Consider the following 25,885-nt stretch of genomic DNA (forward strand, 5'->3'; position numbering starts at 1 on the left):
ATGAATAAAAGACAAGAAACTACATTTGTATCAAACCCAGTTACATTATTGGGAAATAAACTTTCAGTGGGCGATAAAGCACCAGATTTCACATGTTTAAATGGTGAGTTACAACCTGTATCTCTTTCAGATTTTAAAGGCAAAAACAAAATCATTTCAGTTGTGCCATCAATTGATACTGGAGTTTGTGAACTACAAACAATTAGATTCAATAAAGAGGCTTCTTCATTGGAAAATTCAGTGGTTTTGACAATAAGTTGTGATTTACCTTTTGCACAAAATAGATTTTGTGCAGCAAAAGAAATTAAAGATTTACAAGTTCTATCAGACCACAAAGATTTATCATTTGGTTATGCTTACGGCTTTACAATCGAAGAATTAAGATTGCTAAATAGAGGAATTGTTGTAATTGATAAAGAAAACAAGATTGCACACATTGAGTATGTAAAAGAAAATAAAAATCATCCAGACTATGATAAAGCTATTTCTGTGGCAAAATCTTTATAATTTTTCAATACATTAAGCGCGTTTGCGCTTTTTTAAATTTAATTTTAATATTAATATCTAAATCTACATTTATTGGTAAAATAAATATTATAAATCAAGGAGTTGAGATGAAATTTACGGATTTAATTCAAAAAAATATTCAACAAATCAAAGACAAAAAACGGATTGTTATTGTTGATGGCGACGATAAAAGAGCGCACGAAGCAGCTCAAATATTATCAAGTTATCAAAATTTAGAGGTTATTCTGCTTACTGAAAAACCTCTTGAACAAAAAGTTAACGCAACAGTTGTTAACATGAATGAAGATGCAAACAAAATCAATGATTTTGCAAACAAATTATTCATTGAAAGAGAAAATGCTGCTAAAGCAAAAGGAAAAGAAAATAAAGATACACTTGAAGTTTGTTTAAAACAAATGCAACAAAGACCTTTTTATGCAATGATGATGCTAAAAACTGGTGAAGTAGATGGTGTAGTTGGTGGTTTAATTTATTCAACAGCGGACATGCTGCGAGCTGCTTTTAAAGTTATTGGTTCTGCTAAAGGAATTAAAACAATTAGCTCAGTTATGATTATGCACAAGGAAAATGAAACATTATTTTTCAGTGATATTTCAGTAAATCCAAAACCAGACCAATCAGCACTTACTGATATTGGAATTAATGCAGCTAATTTTACAAAAAGTTTTGGCATTGACCCAAAAGTTGCTTTTTTAAGTTTTTCAACCAATTTTAGTGCAAAAACACCTGAAACTGAAATGGTTCACAATGCAACAATCGATTTTAATCAAAAATATGAAGGTACAAAAGCTATTGGCGAAATTCAATTGGATGCAGCACTTGATTTAGAAGTTAGAAAAGCTAAATATCCAATTGAATCATTTAATGAACCTGCAAACACTTTAATTTTCCCAAACTTAGAGGCAGGTAATATTGGTTATAAATTAGCGCAAAGATTAGCGGGTTATGGGGCTATTGGTCCAATTATTGTTGGTACACAAAAACCTGTTAATGACTTATCAAGAGGCGCAAAAGTTAATGACGTTGTCAACACAGTTTTAATCACAATGATACAAAGTGAAGGAGCTAAATAATGAATAAAGTATTAGTTATCAATGCAGGTTCAAGTTCAATAAAATTACAACTTTTAACAAAAGACAATTTTGAGGTTGTAGCATCAGGTATTGCTGAAAGAATTACACTTGCTGAAGGTTCAATAACAATCAAAGCAAATGGTCAAAAAACAGTTAAAGAAGTTTCAATGCCAAATCACACAGTTGCAGCTGAAAATATTCTTTCATTAATGTCAGAATTAAAAATCATTCAAGACTTAAAAGAAATTGAAATTATTGGTTTTAGAGTTGTTCACGGTGGAACTTTCTTTACAAAAACCACTGAAATTAATGATGAAGCAATTGCAATAATTGAAAAATGTAGTGACTATGCGCCTTTACACAACCCGGGTGCATTGCAGGCTATAAATGCATTCAAATCAGTGCTTCCACACGCAAAACTAGCTGCTGAATTTGATACATCATTCCACACAACCATTCCAGACATTAATGCTATATACCCAATCCCAGCTGAATGAAGTGAAAAATACGGAATTCGTCGTTTTGGTTTTCATGGAATTTCACACCAATACATTACACAAACTATGCAACAAATACTTGGCAAAAAACAAGTAAATATAGTTAACGCACATATTGGTAACGGAGCAAGTATTTGTGCTATAAAAAATTCTCAATCACTAGACACAACTATGGGCTTTACTCCACTTGCTGGAATTATGATGGGAACTAGATCTGGTGATATTGACCCTGCTATAATTGAATTTGTTTCTTCACACTCGGGAATGAGTGCAGCAGAAGTAACATCAGCACTTAATAAAAAATCTGGTTTACTAGGAGTTTCAGGTATTTCATCTGACATGAGAGATATTGAAACTGCTATTGAAAAAGGTGAAATCAAAGCTATTTTCGCTTGAAACTTATTTGTTCAAAGAATTGTGGACTTTATTGCTTCTTATGCAAATAAAGTTGGTGAACTAGATGCTTTAGTTTTCACAGCAGGAATTGGCGAAAACTCACCAGAACTTCGTCAAGATGTTTGTGACAGAATTAGTTTTGCAAATATTGAAATTGACGCTAAAATCAATACTTCTAAAATTGATGACTATGCTTTAATTTCGACACCAAATAGCAAACTTAAAGTTTATGTTGTTCGAACAAACGAAGAATTATTAATTGCTCAAAATGCAGTTAAATTATTTTCAAAATAATGCGTAAAGCTATATATGCAGGTTCATTTGACCCACTTCACAACGGTCATAAAAATGTTATTCAAAAAGCATTAAAAATTGTTGATGAATTAATAATTGTTGTTTCGCAGAACCCAGATAAAAATAATTTAAAAAACATTGAAGAACGCTTTGAACATGTTAAAAAAATTTACCAAAACAATTCAAAAATAACTGTAATATGTAACAAAGATGATTTGATTGGTAATATTGCTAAAAAAATGAATGTAAAGTTATTAATTCGCTCGGCAAGAAATGATTTAGACTATAAAGTTGAATTAGATATTGCTGCTGGAAATAATCAAGTTTACCCTGGACTTGAAACTATTTTAATTATTCCTGATTATGAAATGATAGGAATAAGTTCAACTCTAATTAGACACAAAAAGGCTTTAGAAAAATAATGTGAAAATTCGTAACTAGCTCACTTTCCGAAAAAACATGACACGATACAAAAGGCTCAATTCAACTTGTTTTTTGGGGGCTCTCTAATGTCGGTAAATCATCGCTTCTTAACTCATTAACAAACCAAAAAATAGCTTTTGTCTCTAAAACTCCTGGCCGAACACAACTTATTAATTTTTTTAAAGATAATAATGATAAATACATTGTTGATTTACCTGGTTATGGTTATGCAAAAATGCCTAAAAATCAGCAAGAAAATATGCTTAAATCAATTAAAAAATTTTTAGAGTTCAACATCAATCCCAAACATTTGTTTTTATTGATTGATTCTAGGACTTCATTTACTAAAATTGATTTAGAAGTACTTGCATACATTAAATACATAAACATTCATTTTTTAATTGTATACACCAAAATTGATAAGTTAAATCAAAAAGAAAAATCGCAATTAATTAAAAAACATAATCAATTATTAAATGATGGTTTAATTGACGAGGATACTGAAACCTTTATAGTTTCATCTGAAAAAAATATCAATATTGATGAATTAGCTACATATATGCAAGCAATCTTATATCCAGATCAAATGGAGGTTATAAATGAATAAGAAAATATTGTTGGGATGCATTGGTTCATTGACAATTGCAACTGGTTTTGTTGTTGGAGTAACCTTAATTTCACGCAGCACTAAAAAACAAGTTCATGTAAATGACCAAATAGCAACATATGAATTTAAGGCTGGTGAAGGTTTGAATCCTTCAGAACACTTTGCTTCTGAATTTTCATTTGCTTCTTATTATGATAGTAGACCAACATATTCATCGAATTTAAGATTCCAACCTGATTTAAGAAATTCATCATCTCGTGATAATCAATTTTGAGCATACCAACTTGAAATATCTTACAATAATGAAAAAAGCGATGTTGAAGAATACAAACAACGTCAAGAAAAGCCCAAATTCATTTTAAGAGACAAATTTACAAAAGCACCAATTGACCTACTAAAAAAAGATGCTAATATTTACTATCATTCTTACGCAAATGATCTAACTGGTGAATTGATTCTTAATGTGTTAATCGAAGACAAAAAAGGTGATAAAAAAATCTTGGAAAAATCAACTTCTGATGCAAAAAGAATTGATAGTTGAGCATCCAAAAAATTTATAATCTCTGGTTTTAAAAAAACTAACGTACAATCTAATTCTGACTTAACTAAGTCATTCATAGACCCAAATCAATCGTTATTGTCAACTTTTTATGTTTCAGAAAGCAATTCATTAAGAAAAATTTTTCAAGAGCAAAAAGCTAAAGTTAATGATAAAGAAGTGCGTATTAACAATGCAAATGATTTATTAACAAACAACATCTTACCTTCACAAGAAGCAAAAAATGAAGAAATTGATAAACAAAATCAACAATTAAAAAACTATTTGATAGTTTCAACTAACAATCAATCAAATAAATATTTTGAAATTGATTGAACAAGACCTGTATGATTGAGTAAAACCGACAATGAAAATAAATTACAATTGAATTACTATCTTAAAAGGTTTGTTTCTGCGGGCAACTTGAAAGTTCCTTGAAAATACGAAAAAATTGATGTTGCTCAACCACAAAGTCAATATGTTTATTTTAACTACTTTAATTTAAAACAAGTTGCTGAAAAAATGGTGCAGATTATTGGCAAACCAAACATTGACTTAAAACAATATTCACAATCAGGGGAAAATTCATTAACATTTACAAAAAATTCAAGCTATAATATTCCAAATTCATCAAATGGATATTTTGACCAAATTGAATTAAAAATGAATGAATCGGTAAAATTATCATCAATTGATAATGCTAAAAAATTTACTCACCACGAGTTAAATATTAACAACTATAAATTGGCTTTTGTAACTGATAAAACATATAAGCCAAATAATGAATTTAATACTTCTAATGACCCATACGTAGGAAAACAAAATGGGGATAAAATAACGTTTGCTTATAGCTTAAAATTAGACCCTAGTTCTAGCGAATTAGGAATAAGTACTTATTATGGAACATTGACATTAGAAGGTTTTAAAACAAATACTGAACAATAATGCTTGAAAGGCATTATTTTTAGTATTAATTATGAATTTTCAAAAAAAAATATACTATTTTATATGTATAAATAATATTTAATAATTTAATTTAAATATCTGGAGGATTTTACAATATGAAGTTAGATAATCATAAACAAAAATTAACAATAACATCAGGTCCCGCGAGCTGTGATTTAGAAACAATGAAACAAATTATTGCTGCTGGCGCAACAGTTATAAGAGCTAATTTTAGTCATGGTTCAATTGAGGAACAAAAACTTAAATTCGATACTGCAAAACAAGCTGCTAAAGAATTAGGTGTGAATATTTCTCTAATGTTAGACACAAAAGGACCAGAAATTAGAGTTGGTAAAATGCGTGATGGTGCAGTTGCACTAAAATCAGGCCAAGAATTAAAAATTTTAACAACAACCGATGAATATTTAAATGTTATTGGCGACGAAGAACGTGTTACTGTTGGTTATGACATGAGTCAAGACTTAAAAGTTGGAGATACAGTACTTTTTGACGATGGTAAATTAACATCAAAAGTAATATCAGTTAAACCTGGTATAGTAACAGTTGAATTAATCAATTCACACACATTAAAAACAAACAAGAGAATCAATCTTCCAAATGTAGACTTTTCATTACCATTTTTAAGCGAAAAAGACATTAATGATGTAATTTTTGGTGCTGAATATGGTGTTGATTATGTTGCGGCTTCTTTCGTAAATAATGCTAAAAACGTCAAAGATTTAAGAGAATTACTAAACAAACACGGCGGTCATGAAATTCAAATTATTTCAAAAATCGAGAGCCAAATTGGTATTAACAACATCGATGAAATCATTGAAGCTGGTGAAGGTATTATGGTTGCTAGGGGTGATTTAGGTTTAGAAATTCCTTATTATGAAGTACCATATTGACAAACTCAAATCATTGATAAATGTCGTGCAGCAAACAAAGTTTGTGTTGTTGCGACCCAAATGCTTGATTCACTAGAAAATAACCCGCAACCAACTAGAGCTGAGGTAAGCGATGTTTATTGAGCAACTAATTATGGTGCTGATTCAACCATGCTTTCAAATGAAACTGCAGCTGGTAAATATCCAGTAAGAGCCGTTGAAGTAATGAAAACTATTAATAAAAAAGCTGAAAACGATTTTTACAATAGTTGCAAATACACAAAATATGTTGAAAAATTACTTGCAAAACTAGACCTTGACAATGAACTAGATATTAGAGTGTCAAAAATAGTTAAATCAGCAATGAGCGGCGAATACAAATACACAATTATTGTTTCAAAAGATGAGTCAATTTTACGTAAATTGTCTAATTTTAGATTGAATACAACTTTTATTGGTGTTATCTCTAATGATAGAGCAGCAACAACTTTTGGTTTAAACTCGGGCGTTAAAATCATTAGTGACACTGCAAAAATTTATCAAAATATAATTCACGATAACAATAAAGTTTTAGATATTGAACCAATGCTTGAACACGATGTAGATGATTCATACTTATTAGTTGTAGAAGACAAAATAACATTTAAAAAATTCACTAAATAGGCCAAAATAAAATGAAAAAAACAAAAAAATTAATTCTATTTAGTCTGACTATTGGTTCTTCGTTATTAGCTCAATCTTGTATACAAAGTAAATCAACTGAAAAACAAAAACAAAATGATGAAAAAAAATTAATCCCGCCAACAAATTCCGCGGATTTAGATAAAAAACTTGCTGAATTAAAAATTAAATATGAAAATAATTTACCTTACGAAATATCTCAAAAATTTGAACACAATAAAGCTATTGAAGTTAAAATAATTAACGTAAGAGATGGAGATACATTTGATTTTGTTCTAGAAAATTTCGGTGGTTCACACGCATTAAGATTTGCTGGTGTAGATACTCCTGAAAAACGAACAAAGGATGGTAGAGGAAACTGGGTTGAAACCACTGGGCAACAATACGAATATGCTAAAAGAGCCTCAAGATTTACTGATTTTTTGTCAAATATTCCGCAATTTAAGTATTTTGTAATTCCACAAAGAACAAAGGGCGGTCAAAATCACATTACTGACCATTATGGACGTATTGTTGGAATTTGCTACATTAAGTACAATGATAAATACATTAATTTAAATAGCGAACTAGTGAGACTTGGCTATGCTCGTAAAGGATACATATCTCTATCAAGTGGTAGCAGATATTACACAAGCAATGATACATATTACTACCAACTTACAAGTTCAGAGGAATATGCAAAAAGCAACAAGTTAGGAATATGATCAGAAGACGCAAACTTTAGCGAAATTTACCCACGTAATTAACATGAATAAAGATAATTTTACTCAGATAATTAAACAAGAACTATTTAATAAGAAGAAAAATAAAAGCGAAATCATGGAGTTTATTCGTGGTTTTGTTTTTGCTAATTACATTGAAAATGAATTCATTACGTTAAATATAACGTCAAAAGATACATTGAGCAAACTACTAGATATGTTTAGTGCATTGAGTATCCCAGTCAAATGTAATAAAACACAAATATTTATTGAAAAAGACAAAATTAATTTATCAAACGAAATTAAAATTCCTACAATGTTTTATGCGGGTGTGTTTTGTGCTTCAGGCTCTATTTCAGACTTAAATCATTCTTCATACCACTTGCAAATTAGTGCTAATTATGAAAGATGTGTTGATATTTTTATTAATAAATTAAATATTTATGAATTTGGATTTAGAAAAATACAACACAATAAAAAGTTTGTAATTTATATTAAAAAACACGAAAAGATATCTGATTTTTTAAAGGCAATTTGTGCTTTTGAATCAATGTTTAAATTCGAGGACGCGAGAATTCAACGGGACTTTGATAATTCAATTAATAGAATTAATAATGTTGATGTCGCAAACATTAAAAAAATAGTTTCAAGTAATCAAAAGCATATTAAAAATTACGAATATATTATTGAAAAAGGACTAACAAATCAATTCAAAGATGAACAATTAAAATTATTTGATTTATTGAGCAAAAATCCAGAAGAAAGTATGATGTGACTTGCTTCTAATTTACAGGAAAAATACGGCATTAAAATATCTAAAAGTGGTGTTTATCTTTGACTGCAAATGCTTGATAAATTAGTTTCTAAACACAAATAATTTTATTTCAACAAACTTATATTGATTATAATATTTAAATATGTACTTAATTTATGGCCAAGAAAACTATTTAATCAACAAAAAAATTAATCAATTAATTGAAGAAAACAAAGATGCTCAAGTAATAAACTTTTACTTCAATGATACCAAAGCTAATGAATTAATAAATCTAGTTTCAAGTTCAACTCTTTTTGATGACAAAAGACTAATTTTTATTTATGATTGCAATTATTTTTGGTCTAAACTAAATAAAAATGATACCGCAATTTCTTTATCGTTAATTGACGCAATCAATTCAAATACGAATGATTTGGTAATTTTTATTAATCATAATATTGATAAAAAAGACTCATTTTACAATAATAAATTTGTTGAATTTTTTCAATTACACAACGGCAACACTTATTTTGCACAAGCGGTGCAAAATAATGAGTTATTCAAACACATTAAAAATATTTGTGACGAAATTGGAGTTACTATTGACACACTTGCAATAAATTTATTAACCCAAAAATTACCAAATAATTTGTCAATTATTCATCACGAAATTAAAAAACTATCTATGCAAGCAAAAAACATCACTTCCGATGTTGTAAACGAAAATATTAGCACTATATATGTAGAGGATACATTTGGTTTTTCAAATAGTATTGAAACAAACAATTTTTCGTCAATTTGACGAAAATATAAAGAAAAAATAAATGAAGCAACTGATGTGACATATTTAATTTCGCAACTAAGTCAATTATTGGTCTTAGCTGACCAAATTTACTTATTTTTAAAATGTAACAAAACACTTACAAATTTGGCGAACGAGTTAAAAATCAATCAATATCGTGTTAAAAAAGTTTATAGTTTGTTGAATATATTAGGTATTAAAAAAATCCATTCAATGATTATTGATTTAAATATTCTAGATTACGAAATTAAACATGCAAAAATCAATGCTGAATATGGTTTTGAACAATTTCTTATAAATCATTTTAAAGATTAGAATTATTGAAAATTTCAAAAAAAATAAATATGTAATATAATGAAAAAGCATTGGCCAACAGCTGCTGCAAAGTAGAGGAAAGTCCACGCTAACACTTTCTGCGATGAAAGTAGTGTTCATGCTAAGCCCAATAAGCTTAGGCCTAGACGACTAGTGCCACAGAGACGAGAAATGTGAAACGCGGTAAACTCCATGAGTTAGAAACCCAAATTTTGGTAGGGGAACATCTTAAAGAGAATTGAATCCGAAAGATGAGTCATTGACTAGATAAATTGTTGGCGCCCGCAAGGGTACAGAACGTGGCTTATAGATGCATATACAGCTTGTCTGTATATTTTTTTATTCAAAAAACGGCTTTTTAGGCCGTTTTTCGCTATTTTTTGTTTTCGTACACCGCTTTTAAGAATTCATCAAATAAAGGATTTGATTTAATTACTCTAGTGGTAAATTCAGGGTGATATTGCACACCTAAGTAAAATGGATGGTTTTTAATTTCACAAATTTCTGCTACTTTTAACTCTGGGTGAATTCCTGAAAAGATGAATTCATCATCTTCAAGGCTGTTACGGTATTTATCAGCAATTTCATAACGGTGACGATGTCTTTCATAAAAGACATCTTTACCATAAATTTTTTGAGCAAGAGTGTTGTTTAGTGCCACAATTTTATCTTCGCCAAGTCTAAGTGTTCCACCTAAATTCATAGTATCGCCATTTTCATAAAATGGAGTTAGGATAAATTCTTGTTCTTGACCATTGGTTGCGAATTCTTTACTTGTTGCATTAGCTATTCCTTGTTTTCTAGCTTGTGCAATTGCCATTGCTTGGAATCCTAAACAAATTCCAAGAGTTGGTATTTTATTATCTCTTGTGTATTCAGCAACTAAAACTTTTGAATAAAAACCTCTAACACCAAAACCGGGTAAAATCATAACACCATCAAAATTGGCTAATTTTGACTCAATATTTTCATTATTTATTTCGCTTGAATCAATTATTGTGTAATTTAAATCAATATTTTGGTGTGCTGCCGCTATTTTAAGAGAAGAAATTATTGATAAATAAGCGTCTTCAAGTCCTGTGTATTTTGCAACAAGCAGTAAATTGACTTTTTTAGTTCTTTTAGCTAAATATTTATTTGTAAATTCATTTCACAAAATATTAGCGTTTTCAATTATTGGTTTATCAATTTTAAAGTGTTCATAAATTATTTTTACAATTCCGCTTTTTTCTAAAAATAGCGGAATTTCGTATATGTTTGCTTTATCGGGAATATTTATAACATTTGATGGTTTTAAAAATGCATTTTCGCTTACTTTTCGAATTATTGATTCATCAATACCCTCTTGCGAACGTAAAAGAAGTAAATTTGGATTAATACCAAATGAACGCAATGAAGCAATTGAAACTTGGCTAGGTTTTGACTTATATTCCTTAGAAGCACTCAAATAAGGAACGAATGCTAGGTGAGAAAACATTACATTTTCGGGGTATAAAGATGCAAATTTACTAATTGCATAAATATATGGGCTTGATTCAAGGTCACCAACTGTTCCACCTATTTCAATAAGCATAAAATCTGGGTCTTTTTCTTTTGCTAAGTCTAAAATAATATTATTAATTTCATCAACAACGTGTGGGACTATTTGTACAGTTTTTCCATTGTAAAGTCCTTGTCTTTCTTTTTGAAAAATTCTTGTAAATATTCTACCTGTTGTAAAATTTGAATCTTTTGCCAACTTAACGTCAATAAAACGTTCATAGTGACCTAAATCTAAGTCTGTTTCACCACCATCACTTGTTACATAAACTTCCCCATGTTCAATTGGATTCATAACACCTGGGTCAATATTTAAATATGGATCAAGTTTTAATACAAAGATGCTAAAACCCTGTGCTTTTAGTAAATTACCAACACTAGCAGCAGTAACACCCTTGCCTAAACCACTTAAAACACCACCAGTAGTAAAAATAAATTTTGTTTTCATAATAACCCCTTATAATCAATAATTCAAATTTTACATTCTTTATATAAATTTAATAAAAAATAAACAAGCAACGTGTGTTTGCAAGTTTAAATTTGTAAAATTATTTAATATTTTCAAGTAAAAATTCACTAATTGAGTTTTCTTGATTGCTTTTAATTATTATATCAGCAGCATTTTTTGCTTCTTGTGTTGCATTTCCCATTGCAACACCAACTCCTGTACCAATTAACATGTCAATATCATTGCCAGAATCACCAAAAGAATAAACATTTGCACTTTGAATCCCTAATTCATTTGCTACATAACTTAAACCAGTAAATTTATTGATATTTAATGCGTTTATATCTAGGTATACTTCATTTGTGTATTTAACACAATAATTTTCACCAATTTCAGTATTAACTCTATTGAATGCGTCAAAAATTTCTTCTTTAAAACCTCTTAAGGCGATTTGTACTATATTGTCTTTATTAGTTTTAACAAATTTCTTTAATTCATTCTCTGATACAATATTTCAACTAGTTATATCCATAACATTTTGAACTTCTAGTCATTTTGGTTTTTGCGCGCTATTTAAATATGTTTTACTTTCAAAAATTGTGTCAATTCGTATACTAAAATCATGTTTTTTAGCAATTGTAAATAAATATTCAAATACTTTGGGGTCTACTTTGCCTAAAAGTGTTACATTTTTGTTTGATACATTGTATATTACTGTGCCATTTGAACCAATTATGTGGCTAAATGCATTTATTTTTTCGCCAAGAGCATTAATTATGTTGTTTAATGCTCTTCCAGTGCAAACTGCATTATAGTGCCCGTTTTTTTGAACTTCCAATAAAGCAGGATAAGTTGATTCATGCATGTTGTTTGCGTGTGTAAAAAGTGTGCCATCTAAGTCATATGCAAATAGTTTTTTCATATAAATATTTTACATTAATTATGCTAAATTAATAGAGTGTATTTTTCCTTTTCAATTGAATTTACTATTGATTTGCAATAAAAAAGCCGTCTAGGCTTATTTTATGTATCTTCTTATTATTGCTTCGTTGATAACAAAAAATTTATATACATTGTCAATAACCTTATTGACATGCTTGTGTAAATTGTTTTCTTCACCAAAGAAATCTTTTGTGACTTCAATTGCCTCATTAATTGCGATTTTAGGGTCAATCATTAGTAATTCAAATGTTGCATTCAATAAAATTGCTCTGATTAATGGGCTTTCTTGCTCTCAAGTTTTCTTGTCTAAAAATCTAGAAATTATTCGTATTAAATATTCTTTATTTAGGGCAATTTTTTCGATTTGTAAAAATTGCTCGCTAGTTAGTTCATCATTTAATTCAAATATACTTTTTAGATTATACTGATTCAATAATTCACATGAATATAAAACGTTAACTATTTCGATTCTATTTTTTCTTCGAGATTTCATAATAATATTATAGAGAAAATCTTACTTTTTGCTGGTCGATAAGGTATTTTTGTTTAAGTATAGCAATAGCTGAGTAAATTGGTGCAAGAATTACAATGTAAATTGGCAATATAAATATATCTTTAACAACTATTCGTAAGAATGTGATAATGAAGTCAACTCCATAACTTTTAAATTTGCCATTTTGAGCTTTGTTTATATAGTTATAGTATTCAATTCATGAAATTGTTCCTAAAATTCATCTAAACAATACAGCAACAACAATGATTATTGAAGTTACCATCAGGTAATTGTTTCATTTTTCATTTTTTGTTTTAGCATACAAAATTGTAAAAGCGAACGTAAAACCAAGAGTAAGCAATCCAAAAGCAGTTAATGTTGTTAATACAACTAGTTTTGACGCTTTTATTGTTTTATTAATAGCGAGTGCACCGTTTTCATCACTTCGCACAATGTAAACTCATAAACATAATGCAAAAGCCGCAATTATTGATACATATGAAATGATAAAACGAGTATATTTTGAGTACTTAAACATTAAATAATACAATCATGAAGTTAAAGCAATAAGCGGTGGCGTAATTGCATAAAGTCAATATCAACTACCAATACTTCCAGTCATTAACATTACAAAAGTATCAGCAATAACTGCTAAAACCGCTCCTTTAAAACCTCCTAAAATAAGTCCATAAAAAATATACAAAATATATTCCAATGGCACAGGAATGGCTCTTAGTATAGTGAATTTTGCAATTATCATAATTACAAGATGCATTGCCAGCAATGCAGAAGCCAAAACTAACTCAAAAGGAGTTAATTTAAATATTTTTTTAAAATCATTTTTCTTTGTATTTATAGAAGTATTATTCATATAACCTCCTTGATTTTATACATTGTAATTGTAATACCAAATCAATTTTTTAAGCTTTTAATTTATAATTAATTTATGAAAAATACAAATAATTTAAAAGCAATTGATTTTGGTACTGCTGGTATTCGCGGAATAGTGGGTAAAGGCATTGATCATCTATCTGCCGCACACGTTCAACGAGTTGCTCATGGGTTTGTTAATTACTTATTAAAAAAATATGAAAAACTTGACAAAATTACAATTGTTATTGGTAGAGACAATAGAAGATTTTCAAATAAATATGCCAAATTAATTGCTAAAATAGCTGCAAGTTACAATAAAATTCAAGTGATTTTATCGCGTAAAATCACCCCAACACCATTTGTATCATATTTAATTATTTCAAATAAAGCTCAAGGTGGATTCAATATTACTGCTAGCCACAATCCTAAAGAGTACAATGGAATTAAACTTTATAATGAACATGGTTCGCAATGTTTGCCTGACGAGATTGAATTAATTAAAAAAGAATTTAAAGATTATTATACATACTCTGATGAATATCGCTGTGATGGTGTTTGACCTGTTGCTAATAATATTCGTAACACAACAAAAAAAGAGTGAGACAGTTATATAAATAAAGTATTAAATATTGTTCCAAACACTGAATTTTCGAAAGAAATGGAAAAAATTAAGCTTGTATACTCTCCATTGCATGGAACTGGTTCAACAGTGGCAAATGAAATATTTAAAGGCTTGAATTTAGAGTTTGACAAAGATGTTTTTTATGTTAAAGAACAATTTATACAAGACCACAATTTTAAAACTTGTTCTTACCCAAATCCTGAAAGAGACGATGTTTATGAATTAGGTGAAAAATTAGCAATCAAAAATAATTGTGATATTGTGTTGGTTACTGACCCTGATGCCGATAGAGTTGGTGTTAAAGTTAGAGAAAATAATAAATTTACATTGCTAACTGGCAATGAAACAGCAACTTTACTAATGAAATATTTACTTGAAGTTAACAAAGAAAATACCAATAACAAATATATGGTTTATTCTTATGTTTCATCTAATTTACCTGAGTTAATTGCAAAGAAAAGCGGTTTAAAAACTTTTATTGTTCCAACCGGTTTTAAATGAATTGGCAAAACAATTGTTGAACAGCAACAAGAAATGTTTTTTGCCTTTGAAGAGAGTTATGGTTCATTAATTGATTCTTCAATTGCTCGTGATAAAGATGCTATTCAATCAATTGTTGCCATTGTAAAAATGACTCAATATTACAAAAACCAAGGCAAAACTCTTATTGATGCTCTTGATGAAATATATCGTGAATATGGCTATATAGCAAGTAAGAGTATTAATATCGATATTGACCAAAATACTGATTTAACATTGATTCAGGAAAAATTTAAAGAATTGGATTTTAAAAATAAAATTGTCCACGACTATAATTTAGAAACTGATTTTATGAAATCAAACATGATTAAAATTTCATTTGAAAATAAAGCAGATTGAATTGCTTTGCGCCCGTCTGGTACTGAACCAAAAATTAAATTTTATATTTTTGCATATGGTAACAACAAAGATGCGGCACAAAAAACGCTTGACGAATATATCTCAAAAATCGAAACAATTATAAATTAATAATTAGCTTTAGCAACCAAGACGTACAGGCTTGGTTTATTTATGAAGCATAAAAATAAAAAGTAGTATAATTTTAAAAAAAGTTTTTAATCAAAATATGTAATTAAATAAATAAAATTAAAAGAAGGAACAAAATATATTATATGAAATTAACAAAATTATTATTAACGTCTACAACAACTATTCTTCCAGCTTTAACATTAGTATCTGCTAAAGCTTCAAATGTTAAAAAGGAAGTAAATAACAATTCATTTGGAGGTTTACCAAATGCAATTAGAAACGCTCAAGGAAGAAGCGCCAACATAATGGTAACCCCCCCATTTTATTTCTACAGATAATTCAGATGAAGATGGATTAAAAACAGAACTAGATAGATGATTATTATTGGAAATCATTTACCAATTTAGCAATGGTATTCATTCTCGTTCTATTACTATGGAATTAGAAGAAAAGTACAGTGAATCTTCTAGAAATATAAAAAAGGCAATAGAATTATCTGAAAATTACATTGCGGATACAGCCCAAAATATTCGTAATAATGCTGTTTCATGAACCGAAATTGAGATGTTTATAAAAAATTATCATCATTATTTATTTTTTTTAGAACAACTTAAAGAAATTATCAGTATTAATAACAACGAAATTGTATCAAAAGTAGATACTTATTTTGCAGAAAAAGATCTTGCTAATAGGGATAATGTAAATGGTGATTATTTAGATGTTTTAATGTGAGATGGTTGAAACTCTTTATTCTCTAAATCAATTAAACCACTATTAGATGTTAAAGCAACACACAACCAAGTTGTTGCACAAAATACTGCTTTAAAAGACGAAAATCAAAATCTTAAAGCTGAAGCTTCAAAACTAAAAGCGGAAAATACTGCTCTAAATGCTGAAAATCAAAACCTTAATGGTGAAGCTGCAAAACTAAAAGCGGAAAACGATACCTTAAAAACCGAAAATCAAAATCTTAAAGATGAAGCCGGAAATTCTACAGATAATTGAAATGATGAAGTATTTTCAGGACTAAATAGATGAATTCTAACTAATGCATATTATATTAATCATCAAGTCAAATCTAGTGGAATTATTAATAAATTAAAAGATGAAAAATATGAAAAATCTTCTAAAAATATAATAAAAACAATAAAATTGCTTGAAAGCTATATCGTAGCTAAAATGACTATTGCAAGGGATAAAGAAAATGTTTCATGAGGAGCTATTAATTATTTAATAAGCAGCTATTATCGTTATGAGATTTTTTTAGATCAACTTAATGAAATTATTAATATTGATAACAACGAACTTGTATCAAAAGTAAATGCTTTTTTTGAAGAAAAAAGTATTGATACTAAGGATAATTTAGATGATTCGGATTTAAGTTATATTTGATATGAGTGACACTCTTTATTCACTAAATCAATTAAACCACTATTAGATGTTAAAGCAACACACAACCAAGTTGTTGCACAAAATACTGCTTTAAAAGACGAAAATCAAAATCTTAAAGCTGAAGCTTCAAAACTAAAAGCGGAAAATACTGCATTAAAAGCTCAAAACCAAAATCTTAAAGATGCGGCTGCAAAATTAAAAGCAGAAAATGATGCTTTAAAAACTGAAAATAATCAATCAAAAAATGATAAAGAAAATCTTCAAAATCAATTTGGTGAATTAACGAAAAAACACAATAAACTATTAGCTAATAATAAAAAAGACAAGAATAAAATATTTATTTTTATAGTTCTTTTATTATCAATTAACATCATACTATGAGCAATAATCGCTTTAATAATTTTTAAAAAATCTTATAAAAGCAAATCAAGCATTTAATTAGATAGTTAAATTAAAAAAGTTAACACAGAAATAGGTGTTAACTTTTTGTTTTTAGTTATAAGAACTTATTAATATTCGCCATCCCATTCGAATTCATATTCAAAAATCCGTACTGTATCACCTGGTTGGATGCCTTTTTTAATTAAATCATCTCATACACCAAGATTTTTTAGTTTGTTATTGAATCTTAGCAAGTTGTCATAGCTAACTAATGGGATTTTATCATAAAGTTGTTGAACTTTTGGGCCACTAATTTCAAAATAGCCTAAGTATGGCGAAACTATTTTATAGTCTTGCTCAAGTTTTATTTCAACAACTGTATCCTCTTCAATTTCCTCAACAGGCTTTAATTTATTTGCTTTAATTAACTCGATAAGTTCTTTTTTGACTTCATCTAAGTTTTGTGCCGATATTGCCGATATTTCAACAACTTTAACTTGTGGATATTTTTGCTTGAATTTTGCTAAATTTTCTTGAAAATCAGGCAAATCTGATTTATTTGCAATAACCAATTGGTCCTTATTTTCTAAATTCAAACTATAACTTTTAAGCTCATTGTTAATAATTTCATAGTCTTGTAATGGGTCTTTGAATTCAGAACCAAAATCAATAATGTGAGCAATTACACGACATCTTTCAATGTGTTTTAGGAATTGAATACCTAAACCACGACCTTGGTGTGCGCCCTCAATTAATCCAGGAAGATCAGCAATTACAAATGATTCATCATAATACTTAACCATTCCTAATTGAGGAACTAATGTTGTAAATTCATATTCAGCAATCTTTGCTTTTGCATTGGAAATTGCACTCAAAAGTGTACTTTTTCCAGCGGATGGCTTACCAACAACCCCAACATCAGACATAATTTTTAGCACGATATGTGCGTCGAATTTTTCACCTTTTGAGCCATTTTCGCTGATTCTTGGGGCAGTATTGCGCGGTGATTTGAATTTCATATTACCGCGCCCTCCTTGGCCGCCTTTTGCAACTAAGTATTCTTTAGGCTCAATAATGTCAGCTACAACTTTGCCATTGTTATAAACAATTGTGCCAATCGGCACTGGAACATATTTATCTTTACCGGCGGCCCCATAAAGGTTTTTAGGCCCGCCATTTACGCCATCATCGGCAGTAATTTTTTTGTTACCGTAAAGAGATAAAAGAGTATTTTTGCCAAGATCGCCAACAAAATAAATATTGCCGCCACGGCCACCATCGCCGCCATCTGGCCCACCTTTATCAACATGCGCTTCTCTGCGAAATGAAATCATGCCATCACCGCCTTTTCCGGCCACAAGCTGAATTTTAATTTCATCAATAAATCTTGCCATTTTACCCTCCTTACTCTATTTAATTATTTTCTTGTTCATTGAACTTGGTTATGTAATCTTTGATTGCGATCCCTAAGCCGTGTTCTTGAACAGAACGTGTTACGTATTTTGCTTTTTCCTTGACAAAATCCTTTGAATTATCCATTGCATATGAATAATTAAATCTCTTGAACATTGAAAAATCATTTTCACTATCACCAATAACCATTATGTCATTTGCGGTGTAGTTTTTAAAGATATTTTGTAGCATTCACATGATTGCTTTACCCTTTGAAGCTCCTTTTGGTAGGATTTCTAGATTCATGTGTGTTTTAATCATTTTTACATTAATGTTGCTTAATTCTTCAATTAATTCATCAATGTTTTCTGTCATTTCAAAGTAAACTTCAATTTTTGAAACGTTTTTGATTTCTTGACCCTCATATAATTCAAATTGGTCAAATGTTTCGTATTTAAAGTAAATTCTATTCAAGAATTCTTTATCATCTTCATTAAAAATATAAAACGCATCTGAGCTTCAAGCAGCTGCAGAAACTTTACGACTTCTGAATAATTCAAATATTTTTTTTGTTTCTTGGTGTGGAATAAATTCTTCACGAACAAATTTATAATGTTTAAAATCATAAATTTGTACACCACTTGATCCAATAATGTAATCAGCATTAACAAGTTTTGCTAATTTAAACATTTTAGGACAAATAGGATTACCAGTGGCAATATTGAAGCTTAATTCATTTTGTTTAATAATATTTAGATTGTAGTTTGAAACATATCCGTTGCTGGTGTAGATTGTGCCATCAACGTCACTAAAAACTATTGGTTTTTTCTTCATATTTCTCCTTTTAATTTTATGAATGATTCTAAATCTAATAAATAATACATTATTTTAAAAATTAGTTAAAATTAATTAGCATGATTAGGAGCGTTATATGCTTATATTTTCAATTATATTATTGTCTGTGATAATATGCTGTTTTCTTGTTAGTTTTATTTCATGATGCACCCCAAATGTCCGTTGTTATATTTACTCAACTAAATTTTCTGTTAATTACCTGACTAAAAAAGAATTAAAATGTCAATATTATGTCGCTGCTGAATTATTTAAATTTACAAAAATTTATCTTTATTCGCATTTAAGTGCAATGATACTTTCATTGATTGGGCTTGCTATTTCTATTGTAAATATAATAATATATAGCAATTTTGAAAACTCTGATGGAACCACTTTTGTATTTTCAATGCATATGCTTCTCTTTTTGTCTTTAATTAGTGTTTATTTTATTATTTGTCTATTTGCCGGCATTAAAAGATATATTAGAATGAAAAAATGATTAATCTTTAATTACAAATTACCTGATGAATCTCTAATTGAAAGAAAAATTAATGTCAATACAAAAGAAAGACAAATATATCCAACTAAACATAGATACCCATATTTTACCTTGCCTGCACGTGAAAGATTTTGAACCTTCTATAAAAATGATTTTGAAAATCTTTATTCAAATAAGCAAAAATTATTAGTTTATTTATCATTAATAATAGATTTTGATAATGTTGTTGTTGGAATAGCATCAGAAAAATTAAACATTGACATGCTAAGAGATGAAGCTAAAAAAGTAAATATTATTTAGAGAACATAGTTTAATTTTTACCAATTTCAATATTTTTATAATAAAATTGGTAAAAAAATAAAACATGGCCAAGTCGCATTGTTTTATTTTTTTGTACGTTTTATACACTTATAAATTTGCGTAATTGTGCTAAAATATGTTCATAAGTTTAACTTATATTTATATTAAATATTATTTGATTATAAGTATATATAAATCTCACTTGATCAGATTTCACTCAAATATCAAATATTCACTAAAAAAGGAGAGATTATGACACCACACATTCACGCCAAACAAGGCGAAATTGCGAAAACAGTTCTAATGCCCGGAGACCCTTTAAGAGCTAAATTTATAGCTGAAACATTCTTAGATCCAGGTTACAAATTAGTAAACACAGTTAGAAACATGTTTATTTACACAGGTACATACAAAGGTAAAGAAGTTTCAATTGCTGGTTCAGGTATGGGATGTCCTTCAATTGGAATTTACAGTTACGAATTATTTGCTTTTTACAATGTAGAAAACATCATTAGAATTGGTTCAACAGGGGCTTATGTTAAAGAATTAGCTCTATATGACACAGTTTTAGCTACTGAAGCTTATGCTGATAGCGACCACTTTAGAAGAATGGTTTTAGGTAAAGAATTCGCATCAAATATTGCACTACCTTCAGCAAAACTAAACCAAAAACTAAAAGATTCAGCTAAAGAACTTGGCATTGAACTTAAAGAAGGAAGAGTTCACTCATCAGATGTATTTTATTCAGTTCTTTCACTTGAAGAAAGAGTTCAAGAAACACAATCAACTTGCGTTGAAATGGAATCATTGGCGCTATTTACAAATGCTGAAAAATTAGGTAAAAATGCTTCATGCTTGCTAACAGTTTCAGATAACTTAGCAACACACGAAGAAACTACTCCAGAAGAAAGACAAACAGCATTTACAAACATGATGAAAGTTGCTTTAGGAATTTTATAATATTATGCGTGTAGTAGATTTAATTGAGAAAAAACGGCTAAATAAAGAGCTAACCAATGAAGAAATTAAGTTTTTAATAAACACATATGTTAGTGGTGAAACACCCGATTACCAAATGGCCGCATTTATAATGGCAGTTATGTTTAACGGGATGACTAAACAAGAAATTGCACAATTCACAAAAACAATGATGCATTCAGGTGATGTTATTGATTTAAGTTCAATTCCGGGTATAAAAGTTGACAAACACTCAACAGGTGGTGTTGGCGACAAAACAACATTAGCAGTTGCACCAATTGTTGCAGCTTGCGGAGCACCTGTTGCTAAAATGTCGGGTAGAGGATTAGGCCACACTGGTGGAACTTTAGACAAACTTGAATCAATTCCTGGATTCAGAATTGCATTAAGTGAAGAAGAATTCATTAAACAAGTTAGTGAACACAAAATTGCTGTTATTGGTCAAACTGGTAAATTAGTTCCAGCTGACAAAAAACTTTATGCACTAAGAGATGTTGTAAACTGTGTTCAATCAATTCCTCTTATTGCCTCTTCAATAATGTCTAAAAAACTTGCAACTGGTTCTGATGCAATTCTTTTAGATGTTAAATGTGGCAATGGCGCATTTATGAAAAATGAAAAAGACGCCATTGAGCTTGCAAAAACAATGATTGAAATCGGTAAATCGTTAAATGTTGATGTTAGAGCAGAAATAACAAACATGAATCGCCCAATCGGTCGTGAAATTGGTAATAAAAACGAAGTATTAGAAGCAATTTGAACACTTCAAGGTAATGGACCTGCTGATTTTAATGAACTTGTTAAGTCATCTTGTTCAACAATTCTTTTACAATCAAAAATTTGTTCAGACTACAACGAAGCTCAAAAACGTGTAGAAGAAGTTATTGCAAACGGAAAAGCATTGGAAAAATTCTATGAAATGATTAAAATTCAAGGCGGAGATGTTGAAGCATTAAAAGACCAAGCTAACTTTTGAAAACCTAAACACAAATATGAAGTCATATCAGATAAAGATGGTTATTTAGAAATTTTTGACTCATTAACTTTTGGTGTTGTTGCAATGAAATTAGGTGCTGGTCGTGCTAAAAAAGAAGATGATATTGACTTTGAAGCAGGAATCACATTGAATAGAAAAACGAATGAATTGGTAAAAAAAGGCGATGTTTTATTTACTCTATATTCATCAAATCCAATTGATCCAAAATTAGCTGACGAACTATTGCCAGCATACAAATTTAATAAAAACACTGTAGAAAATAAAATAATAATTGATAAATTATCATAATTAAAGGAGCACATAATGAATTACAATCAATTAATTGATCATACATTTTTAAAAGCTGATGCAACAGTTGCTGAAATCGACAAATTAATTGCAGAAGCAATTCAATACAAATTTAAAACAATTTGCGTTAACTCATCATGAGTTTCATACGCAAAAGAAAAACTTCAAGGTAGTGGCGTTGGAATTACCTCAGTAATTGGCTTTCCTTTAGGAGCTTGTCTAACCAATGTTAAAGCATTTGAAGCTGCAGAAGCAATCAAAGCTGGTGCAGATGAAATTGATATGGTTATCAACATTGGTAGAATGAAACAAGGCGACTATGACTATGTTCTTGAAGACATTAAAGAAATCAAAAAAGCTTGTGGCGCAAACACATTAAAAGTTATTGTTGAAACAGCTCTTTTAACAAAAGAAGAAATTGAAAAAGTAACAGAAATTGTTATGAAATCAGGTGCTGAATTCATTAAAACATCAACTGGTTTTTCAACTCGTGGCGCAAACTTAGAAGATGTTAAAATCATGAAATCAATTTGTGGAGACAAACTTCTAATTAAAGCTGCTGGTGGAATTAGTAATAAAGCAGACATGATTGCTATGGTTGAGGCGGGCGCAAACAGATTTGGTACAAGTCGTTCAATCGCAATCATCGAAGACAAAGAATCAACAGAGGGATACTAGTTATAATCAAAAATCCAAACCTGAGGGCTTGGATTTTTTGTTTTATTTTGCAAAATAATGTGCTTTAGATAAATAGTATATTGCTTCAGTAACAGTTGGGTGAGTAAAGGTGAATTTTTGTAAATCAGCAAACTTGATACCCATTTGCATTGCTTGTGCAATTTGGTTGATAACTAGACTTGAGCCCTCCAAAAACATTTGCGCTCCAAGAATCAATCCTGTTTTTTTGTCAATCAAAAACTTAATAAAATCAAACTCATTTATCGAACCGTTTGCAAGGTTTCTTGGCAATGAACTAGCATTGAAAACAATCGCTTCAAATTCAACATTCTTAGCAGTTAATTCTTTTTCACTTTGACCAACTCCACTAATTTCGGGATTTAAATAAATTGACCAAGGAACAAAATTAGTATTTAAAGTTTCAAATTCATGACCTAAAATATGTTTTGCAATAATATCACTTGTTTTATAAGCGACTGATGAAAGCATCATTAATCCAGTAGCATCTCCAAGCGCATAAATATTTTTTATATTAGTTTGCATAGAATCATTGACTTTTATGAATCCTTTTTCATTTAATTCAATACCAACATTTCCAATAGCTTCTAAGTTTGCAACTCTACCAATTGCACTTAGAATTTTGCTAGATTTTATAGATTTTTCTTGACCATTTGAATTGTAAAATAATTCATTTTCGTCAAATTTGATTAATTTTACATTGTCAATAATTTCTATATTTCGGTTGGTTAAATATTGTTTAATTGCACTTGCAAATTCTACATCATATCTACCCATAAATTCATTAACATCAATGATTGTAACCTTGGTTCCAAATGTTGAATAAATATAAGCAAATTCCAAAGCAACTGGTCCAGAACCAATAATAGTTAAAGATTCGATTTTCTCATCAATAATTAATGCCTGATTCGAATTTATCAAAAAGTTTTTTTCTCTTGCGTTATTGGCTCCTGGCAAATCAATTTCGCGGCTTTTTGCGCCAGTTGCTAAAATTGCTTTGTCAAATTGAATTTGTTCTTCATTGACAATTAGATTGTTTTGGTCGATTAATTTGGCAGTGCCATTATAAATGTCAACATTTGCCAAATTCAATTGATTTTTAACGTTATTATTCATTTTTTGTTTTATCAATTGACGTCTATTTTGAATTGTTTTTACATTAATATCAACTAAATTTGTTTCAATCCCAAATTTTTGCGAATGTGAAATTGTGTCTAAAACATAGGCACTTTTTACCAATGATTTTGTTGGTATGCAACCAACATTAATACAAGTTCCACCAAGTTGGTCTTTTTCAATTAGTGCAACTTTTTTGCCTTTTTTAGCCAATAAAGTTGCTAAAGGATATCCTCCAGGACCTGAACCTATTATTACAATGTCATATTTATTCATAATTACCTCTTTTCGAATTTATTATATAACTAATTTTTAAAATAAAAAAAGCGAAATTAACAAAAAACGCTTTTTTGACTATTTTTAAGTTTAAAAATCAAGTTTTTAATATTCATCAACAAGTGGGAATTCTTTTGTTAGTAATTTGACTTGTTGTTTAATTTGTTTTTTAAGTTCTGAATTCTTCAATATCGAATTGCCATTTGAAAGAATTGTGTGAATAATTTGGGCTAACTCATTTCATTTTGTAAAGTTTCTCGAAGTCATTGCGGCAACGCCAATACGTATTCCCGAAGAAACCATTGGGCTTAATGTGTCATTTGGAATTGTATTTTTATTAACTGTTATGTTGAATTTTTCTAGTAAATTTTCGGCTTCTTTACCAGTTGTTCCATAACTTTTGTGAACATTAATTGTGAATAAATGGTTTTCAGTTTTGCCCGATACTATTTCAATGTTGTTTGCCAAAAATCATTCGCTAAATTGTTTGGCATTTTTAACAATATTTTTGCCATATTGTTTAAATTCTGGCTTTAGTGCTTCACCAAAAGCCACTGCTTTTCCAGCAATTGCATGGAAAAGCGGACCGCCTTGATAACCAGGGAACACCCATCTATCGACTTTTTTAGCAATTTCTTCATCATTTGTCATTATTATTGCACCACGAGCGCCACGAAGTGTTTTGTGTGTTGTTGAGGTAATTATGTCTGCATAACCAACAGGACTTGGATGTACGCCAGCAATAATTAATCCCGAAATATGTGCGATATCAGCCATCAATTTTGCCCCACAAGCATCGGCAATTTCTCTGAATTTTGCAAAATCAATAATTCTTGGATATGCAGAATACCCACAAATAATAACAGCAGGTTTTTCTTTAATAGCTAATTGCTTAATTGCTTCATAATCCAATACTCCATTATCATCGACATCATAGGAAACTGAATTGTAAAAAATCCCGCTAAAGCTAATTTTATAGCCGTGAGTTAAATGCCCACCAGAATTTAATGATAGTCCCATTATTTTATCACCTGTTTTAGCAACTGCAGCTAGCGCTGCTGCATTTGCTACTGAACCTGAATAAGGTTGAACATTGGCAAATTTAACATTGAACAATTTTTTTAATCTATCAATTGCAATCTTTTCAACTTTATCAACATGTTCGCAACCCCCATAATATCTTCTATCTGGATATCCTTCGCCATATTTATTTGTTAAAACACTACCAACTGCGTTTAAAACATCATTAGAAACATAGTTTTCTGATGCAATTAGTTCGATGTGGTCTTGTTGTCTTCTTTTTTCAGCGTTGATTGCATTTTGAATTTCTTTATCTTTAAGTTTAATATTTTTGTACATGTTAACTC

General features: G+C 29.4%; 25 protein-coding genes and 1 other RNA gene. 18 read left to right on the top strand and 8 right to left on the bottom strand.

Going from position 1 to position 25,885, the window contains the following annotated elements; genetic code table 4:
• The 11 genes from tpx to rnpB all read left to right on the top strand — a co-directional run bounded on the left by tpx (position 1) and on the right by rnpB (position 9,756).
• Positions 1–507, top strand: a complete 507-nt coding sequence (gene tpx / locus EXC34_RS01390; RefSeq protein WP_129687607.1) for a thiol peroxidase — start codon at positions 1–3, stop codon at positions 505–507.
• A gap of 107 nt (positions 508–614) precedes the next feature.
• Positions 615–1,601 (top strand): phosphotransacetylase, encoded by a 987-nt coding sequence (locus tag EXC34_RS01395; RefSeq protein WP_129687608.1) that lies wholly within the window; start codon positions 615–617, stop codon positions 1,599–1,601.
• Entirely contained in the window at positions 1,601–2,788 is a 1,188-nt protein-coding gene (locus tag EXC34_RS01400) for an acetate/propionate family kinase (RefSeq protein WP_096385544.1), read from the top strand. Before EXC34_RS01395 ends, EXC34_RS01400 begins: the two co-directional genes overlap by 1 nt.
• Positions 2,788–3,210 (top strand): pantetheine-phosphate adenylyltransferase, encoded by a 423-nt coding sequence (coaD, locus tag EXC34_RS01405; RefSeq protein WP_129687609.1) that lies wholly within the window; start codon positions 2,788–2,790, stop codon positions 3,208–3,210. The genes EXC34_RS01400 and coaD overlap by 1 nt, the downstream gene beginning before the upstream one ends.
• A complete protein-coding gene (gene yihA, locus EXC34_RS01410; RefSeq protein WP_129687610.1) occupies positions 3,210–3,818 on the top strand; it encodes a ribosome biogenesis GTP-binding protein YihA/YsxC in 609 nt (202 codons plus the stop codon). The genes coaD and yihA overlap by 1 nt, the downstream gene beginning before the upstream one ends.
• Complete coding sequence (locus EXC34_RS01415; RefSeq protein WP_129687611.1) at positions 3,811–5,301, top strand: MAG1430 family protein; 1,491 nt, start codon at positions 3,811–3,813, stop codon at positions 5,299–5,301. Before yihA ends, EXC34_RS01415 begins: the two co-directional genes overlap by 8 nt.
• Positions 5,302–5,417: 116 nt before the next feature.
• Positions 5,418–6,854, top strand: coding sequence for a pyruvate kinase (gene pyk, locus EXC34_RS01420; RefSeq protein ID WP_129687612.1), 1,437 nt, complete (start codon positions 5,418–5,420; stop codon positions 6,852–6,854).
• Between the two features lie 11 nt (positions 6,855–6,865).
• A complete protein-coding gene (locus EXC34_RS01425; protein ID WP_129687613.1) occupies positions 6,866–7,618 on the top strand; it encodes a thermonuclease family protein in 753 nt (250 codons plus the stop codon).
• Between the two features lies 1 nt (position 7,619).
• Entirely contained in the window at positions 7,620–8,450 is an 831-nt protein-coding gene (gene whiA / locus EXC34_RS01430) for a DNA-binding protein WhiA (RefSeq protein ID WP_129687614.1), read from the top strand.
• Between the two features lie 40 nt (positions 8,451–8,490).
• Positions 8,491–9,444, top strand: coding sequence for a DNA polymerase III subunit delta (gene holA / locus EXC34_RS01435; protein ID WP_129687615.1), 954 nt, complete (start codon positions 8,491–8,493; stop codon positions 9,442–9,444).
• 46 nt (positions 9,445–9,490) lie between these two features.
• An RNA gene (rnpB, locus tag EXC34_RS01440) (RNase P RNA component class B) lies at positions 9,491–9,756 on the top strand.
• A 61-nt stretch (positions 9,757–9,817) separates the two neighbouring features.
• Here the strand turns inward: rnpB and EXC34_RS01445 are convergent.
• From EXC34_RS01445 to EXC34_RS01460, 4 genes are all read right to left on the bottom strand, one after another.
• Positions 9,818–11,431: a CTP synthase gene (locus EXC34_RS01445; RefSeq protein ID WP_129687616.1), complete on the bottom strand. Its 1,614-nt coding sequence runs from the start codon at positions 11,429–11,431 to the stop codon at positions 9,818–9,820.
• A gap of 100 nt (positions 11,432–11,531) precedes the next feature.
• Positions 11,532–12,353 (bottom strand): Cof-type HAD-IIB family hydrolase, encoded by an 822-nt coding sequence (locus EXC34_RS01450; RefSeq protein ID WP_129687617.1) that lies wholly within the window; start codon positions 12,351–12,353, stop codon positions 11,532–11,534.
• Between the two features lie 96 nt (positions 12,354–12,449).
• Positions 12,450–12,866 (bottom strand): transcription antitermination factor NusB, encoded by a 417-nt coding sequence (locus EXC34_RS01455; protein WP_129687618.1) that lies wholly within the window; start codon positions 12,864–12,866, stop codon positions 12,450–12,452.
• A gap of 7 nt (positions 12,867–12,873) precedes the next feature.
• Entirely contained in the window at positions 12,874–13,737 is an 864-nt protein-coding gene (locus EXC34_RS01460; RefSeq protein ID WP_129687619.1) for a hypothetical protein, read from the bottom strand.
• A 75-nt stretch (positions 13,738–13,812) separates the two neighbouring features.
• Here EXC34_RS01460 and EXC34_RS01465 point away from each other — a divergent pair, with 75 nt between their 5' ends.
• From EXC34_RS01465 to EXC34_RS01475, 3 genes are all read left to right on the top strand, one after another.
• Positions 13,813–15,369 carry a phospho-sugar mutase gene (locus EXC34_RS01465; RefSeq protein WP_197722235.1) on the top strand — a complete coding sequence of 519 codons (1,557 nt, stop codon included), beginning with the start codon at positions 13,813–13,815 and terminating at the stop codon, positions 15,367–15,369.
• A 143-nt stretch (positions 15,370–15,512) separates the two neighbouring features.
• Positions 15,513–15,707, top strand: coding sequence for a hypothetical protein (locus EXC34_RS01470; protein WP_129687620.1), 195 nt, complete (start codon positions 15,513–15,515; stop codon positions 15,705–15,707).
• A 97-nt stretch (positions 15,708–15,804) separates the two neighbouring features.
• On the top strand, positions 15,805–17,199 hold the full coding sequence (locus EXC34_RS01475; protein WP_129687621.1) for a hypothetical protein: 1,395 nt from the start codon (positions 15,805–15,807) through the stop codon (positions 17,197–17,199).
• A 71-nt stretch (positions 17,200–17,270) separates the two neighbouring features.
• Here the strand turns inward: EXC34_RS01475 and obgE are convergent, their stop codons facing one another.
• Complete coding sequence (gene obgE / locus EXC34_RS01480) at positions 17,271–18,536, bottom strand: GTPase ObgE (RefSeq protein ID WP_129687622.1); 1,266 nt, start codon at positions 18,534–18,536, stop codon at positions 17,271–17,273.
• Positions 18,537–18,555: 19 nt separating this feature from the next.
• Positions 18,556–19,368 (bottom strand): Cof-type HAD-IIB family hydrolase, encoded by an 813-nt coding sequence (locus tag EXC34_RS01485; RefSeq protein WP_129687623.1) that lies wholly within the window; start codon positions 19,366–19,368, stop codon positions 18,556–18,558.
• Between the two features lie 97 nt (positions 19,369–19,465).
• Between EXC34_RS01485 and EXC34_RS03775 the strand changes: the two genes are divergently transcribed.
• The 4 genes from EXC34_RS03775 to deoC all read left to right on the top strand — a co-directional run bounded on the left by EXC34_RS03775 (position 19,466) and on the right by deoC (position 23,108).
• Positions 19,466–20,167 carry an MAG0920 family protein gene (locus EXC34_RS03775; RefSeq protein WP_408634010.1) on the top strand — a complete coding sequence of 234 codons (702 nt, stop codon included), beginning with the start codon at positions 19,466–19,468 and terminating at the stop codon, positions 20,165–20,167.
• 252 nt (positions 20,168–20,419) lie between these two features.
• Positions 20,420–21,127, top strand: a complete 708-nt coding sequence (gene deoD, locus EXC34_RS01495; protein ID WP_004419281.1) for a purine-nucleoside phosphorylase — start codon at positions 20,420–20,422, stop codon at positions 21,125–21,127.
• 4 nt (positions 21,128–21,131) lie between these two features.
• A complete protein-coding gene (locus EXC34_RS01500) occupies positions 21,132–22,430 on the top strand; it encodes a pyrimidine-nucleoside phosphorylase (RefSeq protein WP_129687625.1) in 1,299 nt (432 codons plus the stop codon).
• Between the two features lie 15 nt (positions 22,431–22,445).
• Positions 22,446–23,108, top strand: a complete 663-nt coding sequence (gene deoC, locus EXC34_RS01505) for a deoxyribose-phosphate aldolase (protein WP_096385607.1) — start codon at positions 22,446–22,448, stop codon at positions 23,106–23,108.
• A gap of 42 nt (positions 23,109–23,150) precedes the next feature.
• Here the strand turns inward: deoC and EXC34_RS01510 are convergent, their stop codons facing one another.
• On the bottom strand, positions 23,151–24,518 hold the full coding sequence (locus tag EXC34_RS01510) for a dihydrolipoyl dehydrogenase (RefSeq protein WP_129687626.1): 1,368 nt from the start codon (positions 24,516–24,518) through the stop codon (positions 23,151–23,153).
• A gap of 105 nt (positions 24,519–24,623) precedes the next feature.
• Positions 24,624–25,877, bottom strand: a complete 1,254-nt coding sequence (gene glyA / locus EXC34_RS01515) for a serine hydroxymethyltransferase (protein WP_129687627.1) — start codon at positions 25,875–25,877, stop codon at positions 24,624–24,626.
• Positions 25,878–25,885: the final 8 nt, after the last annotated feature.

The organism is Mycoplasmopsis bovigenitalium (genome assembly GCF_900660525.1).
GTDB lineage: Bacteria > Bacillota_I > Bacilli_A > Mycoplasmatales > Metamycoplasmataceae > Mycoplasmopsis > Mycoplasmopsis bovigenitalium.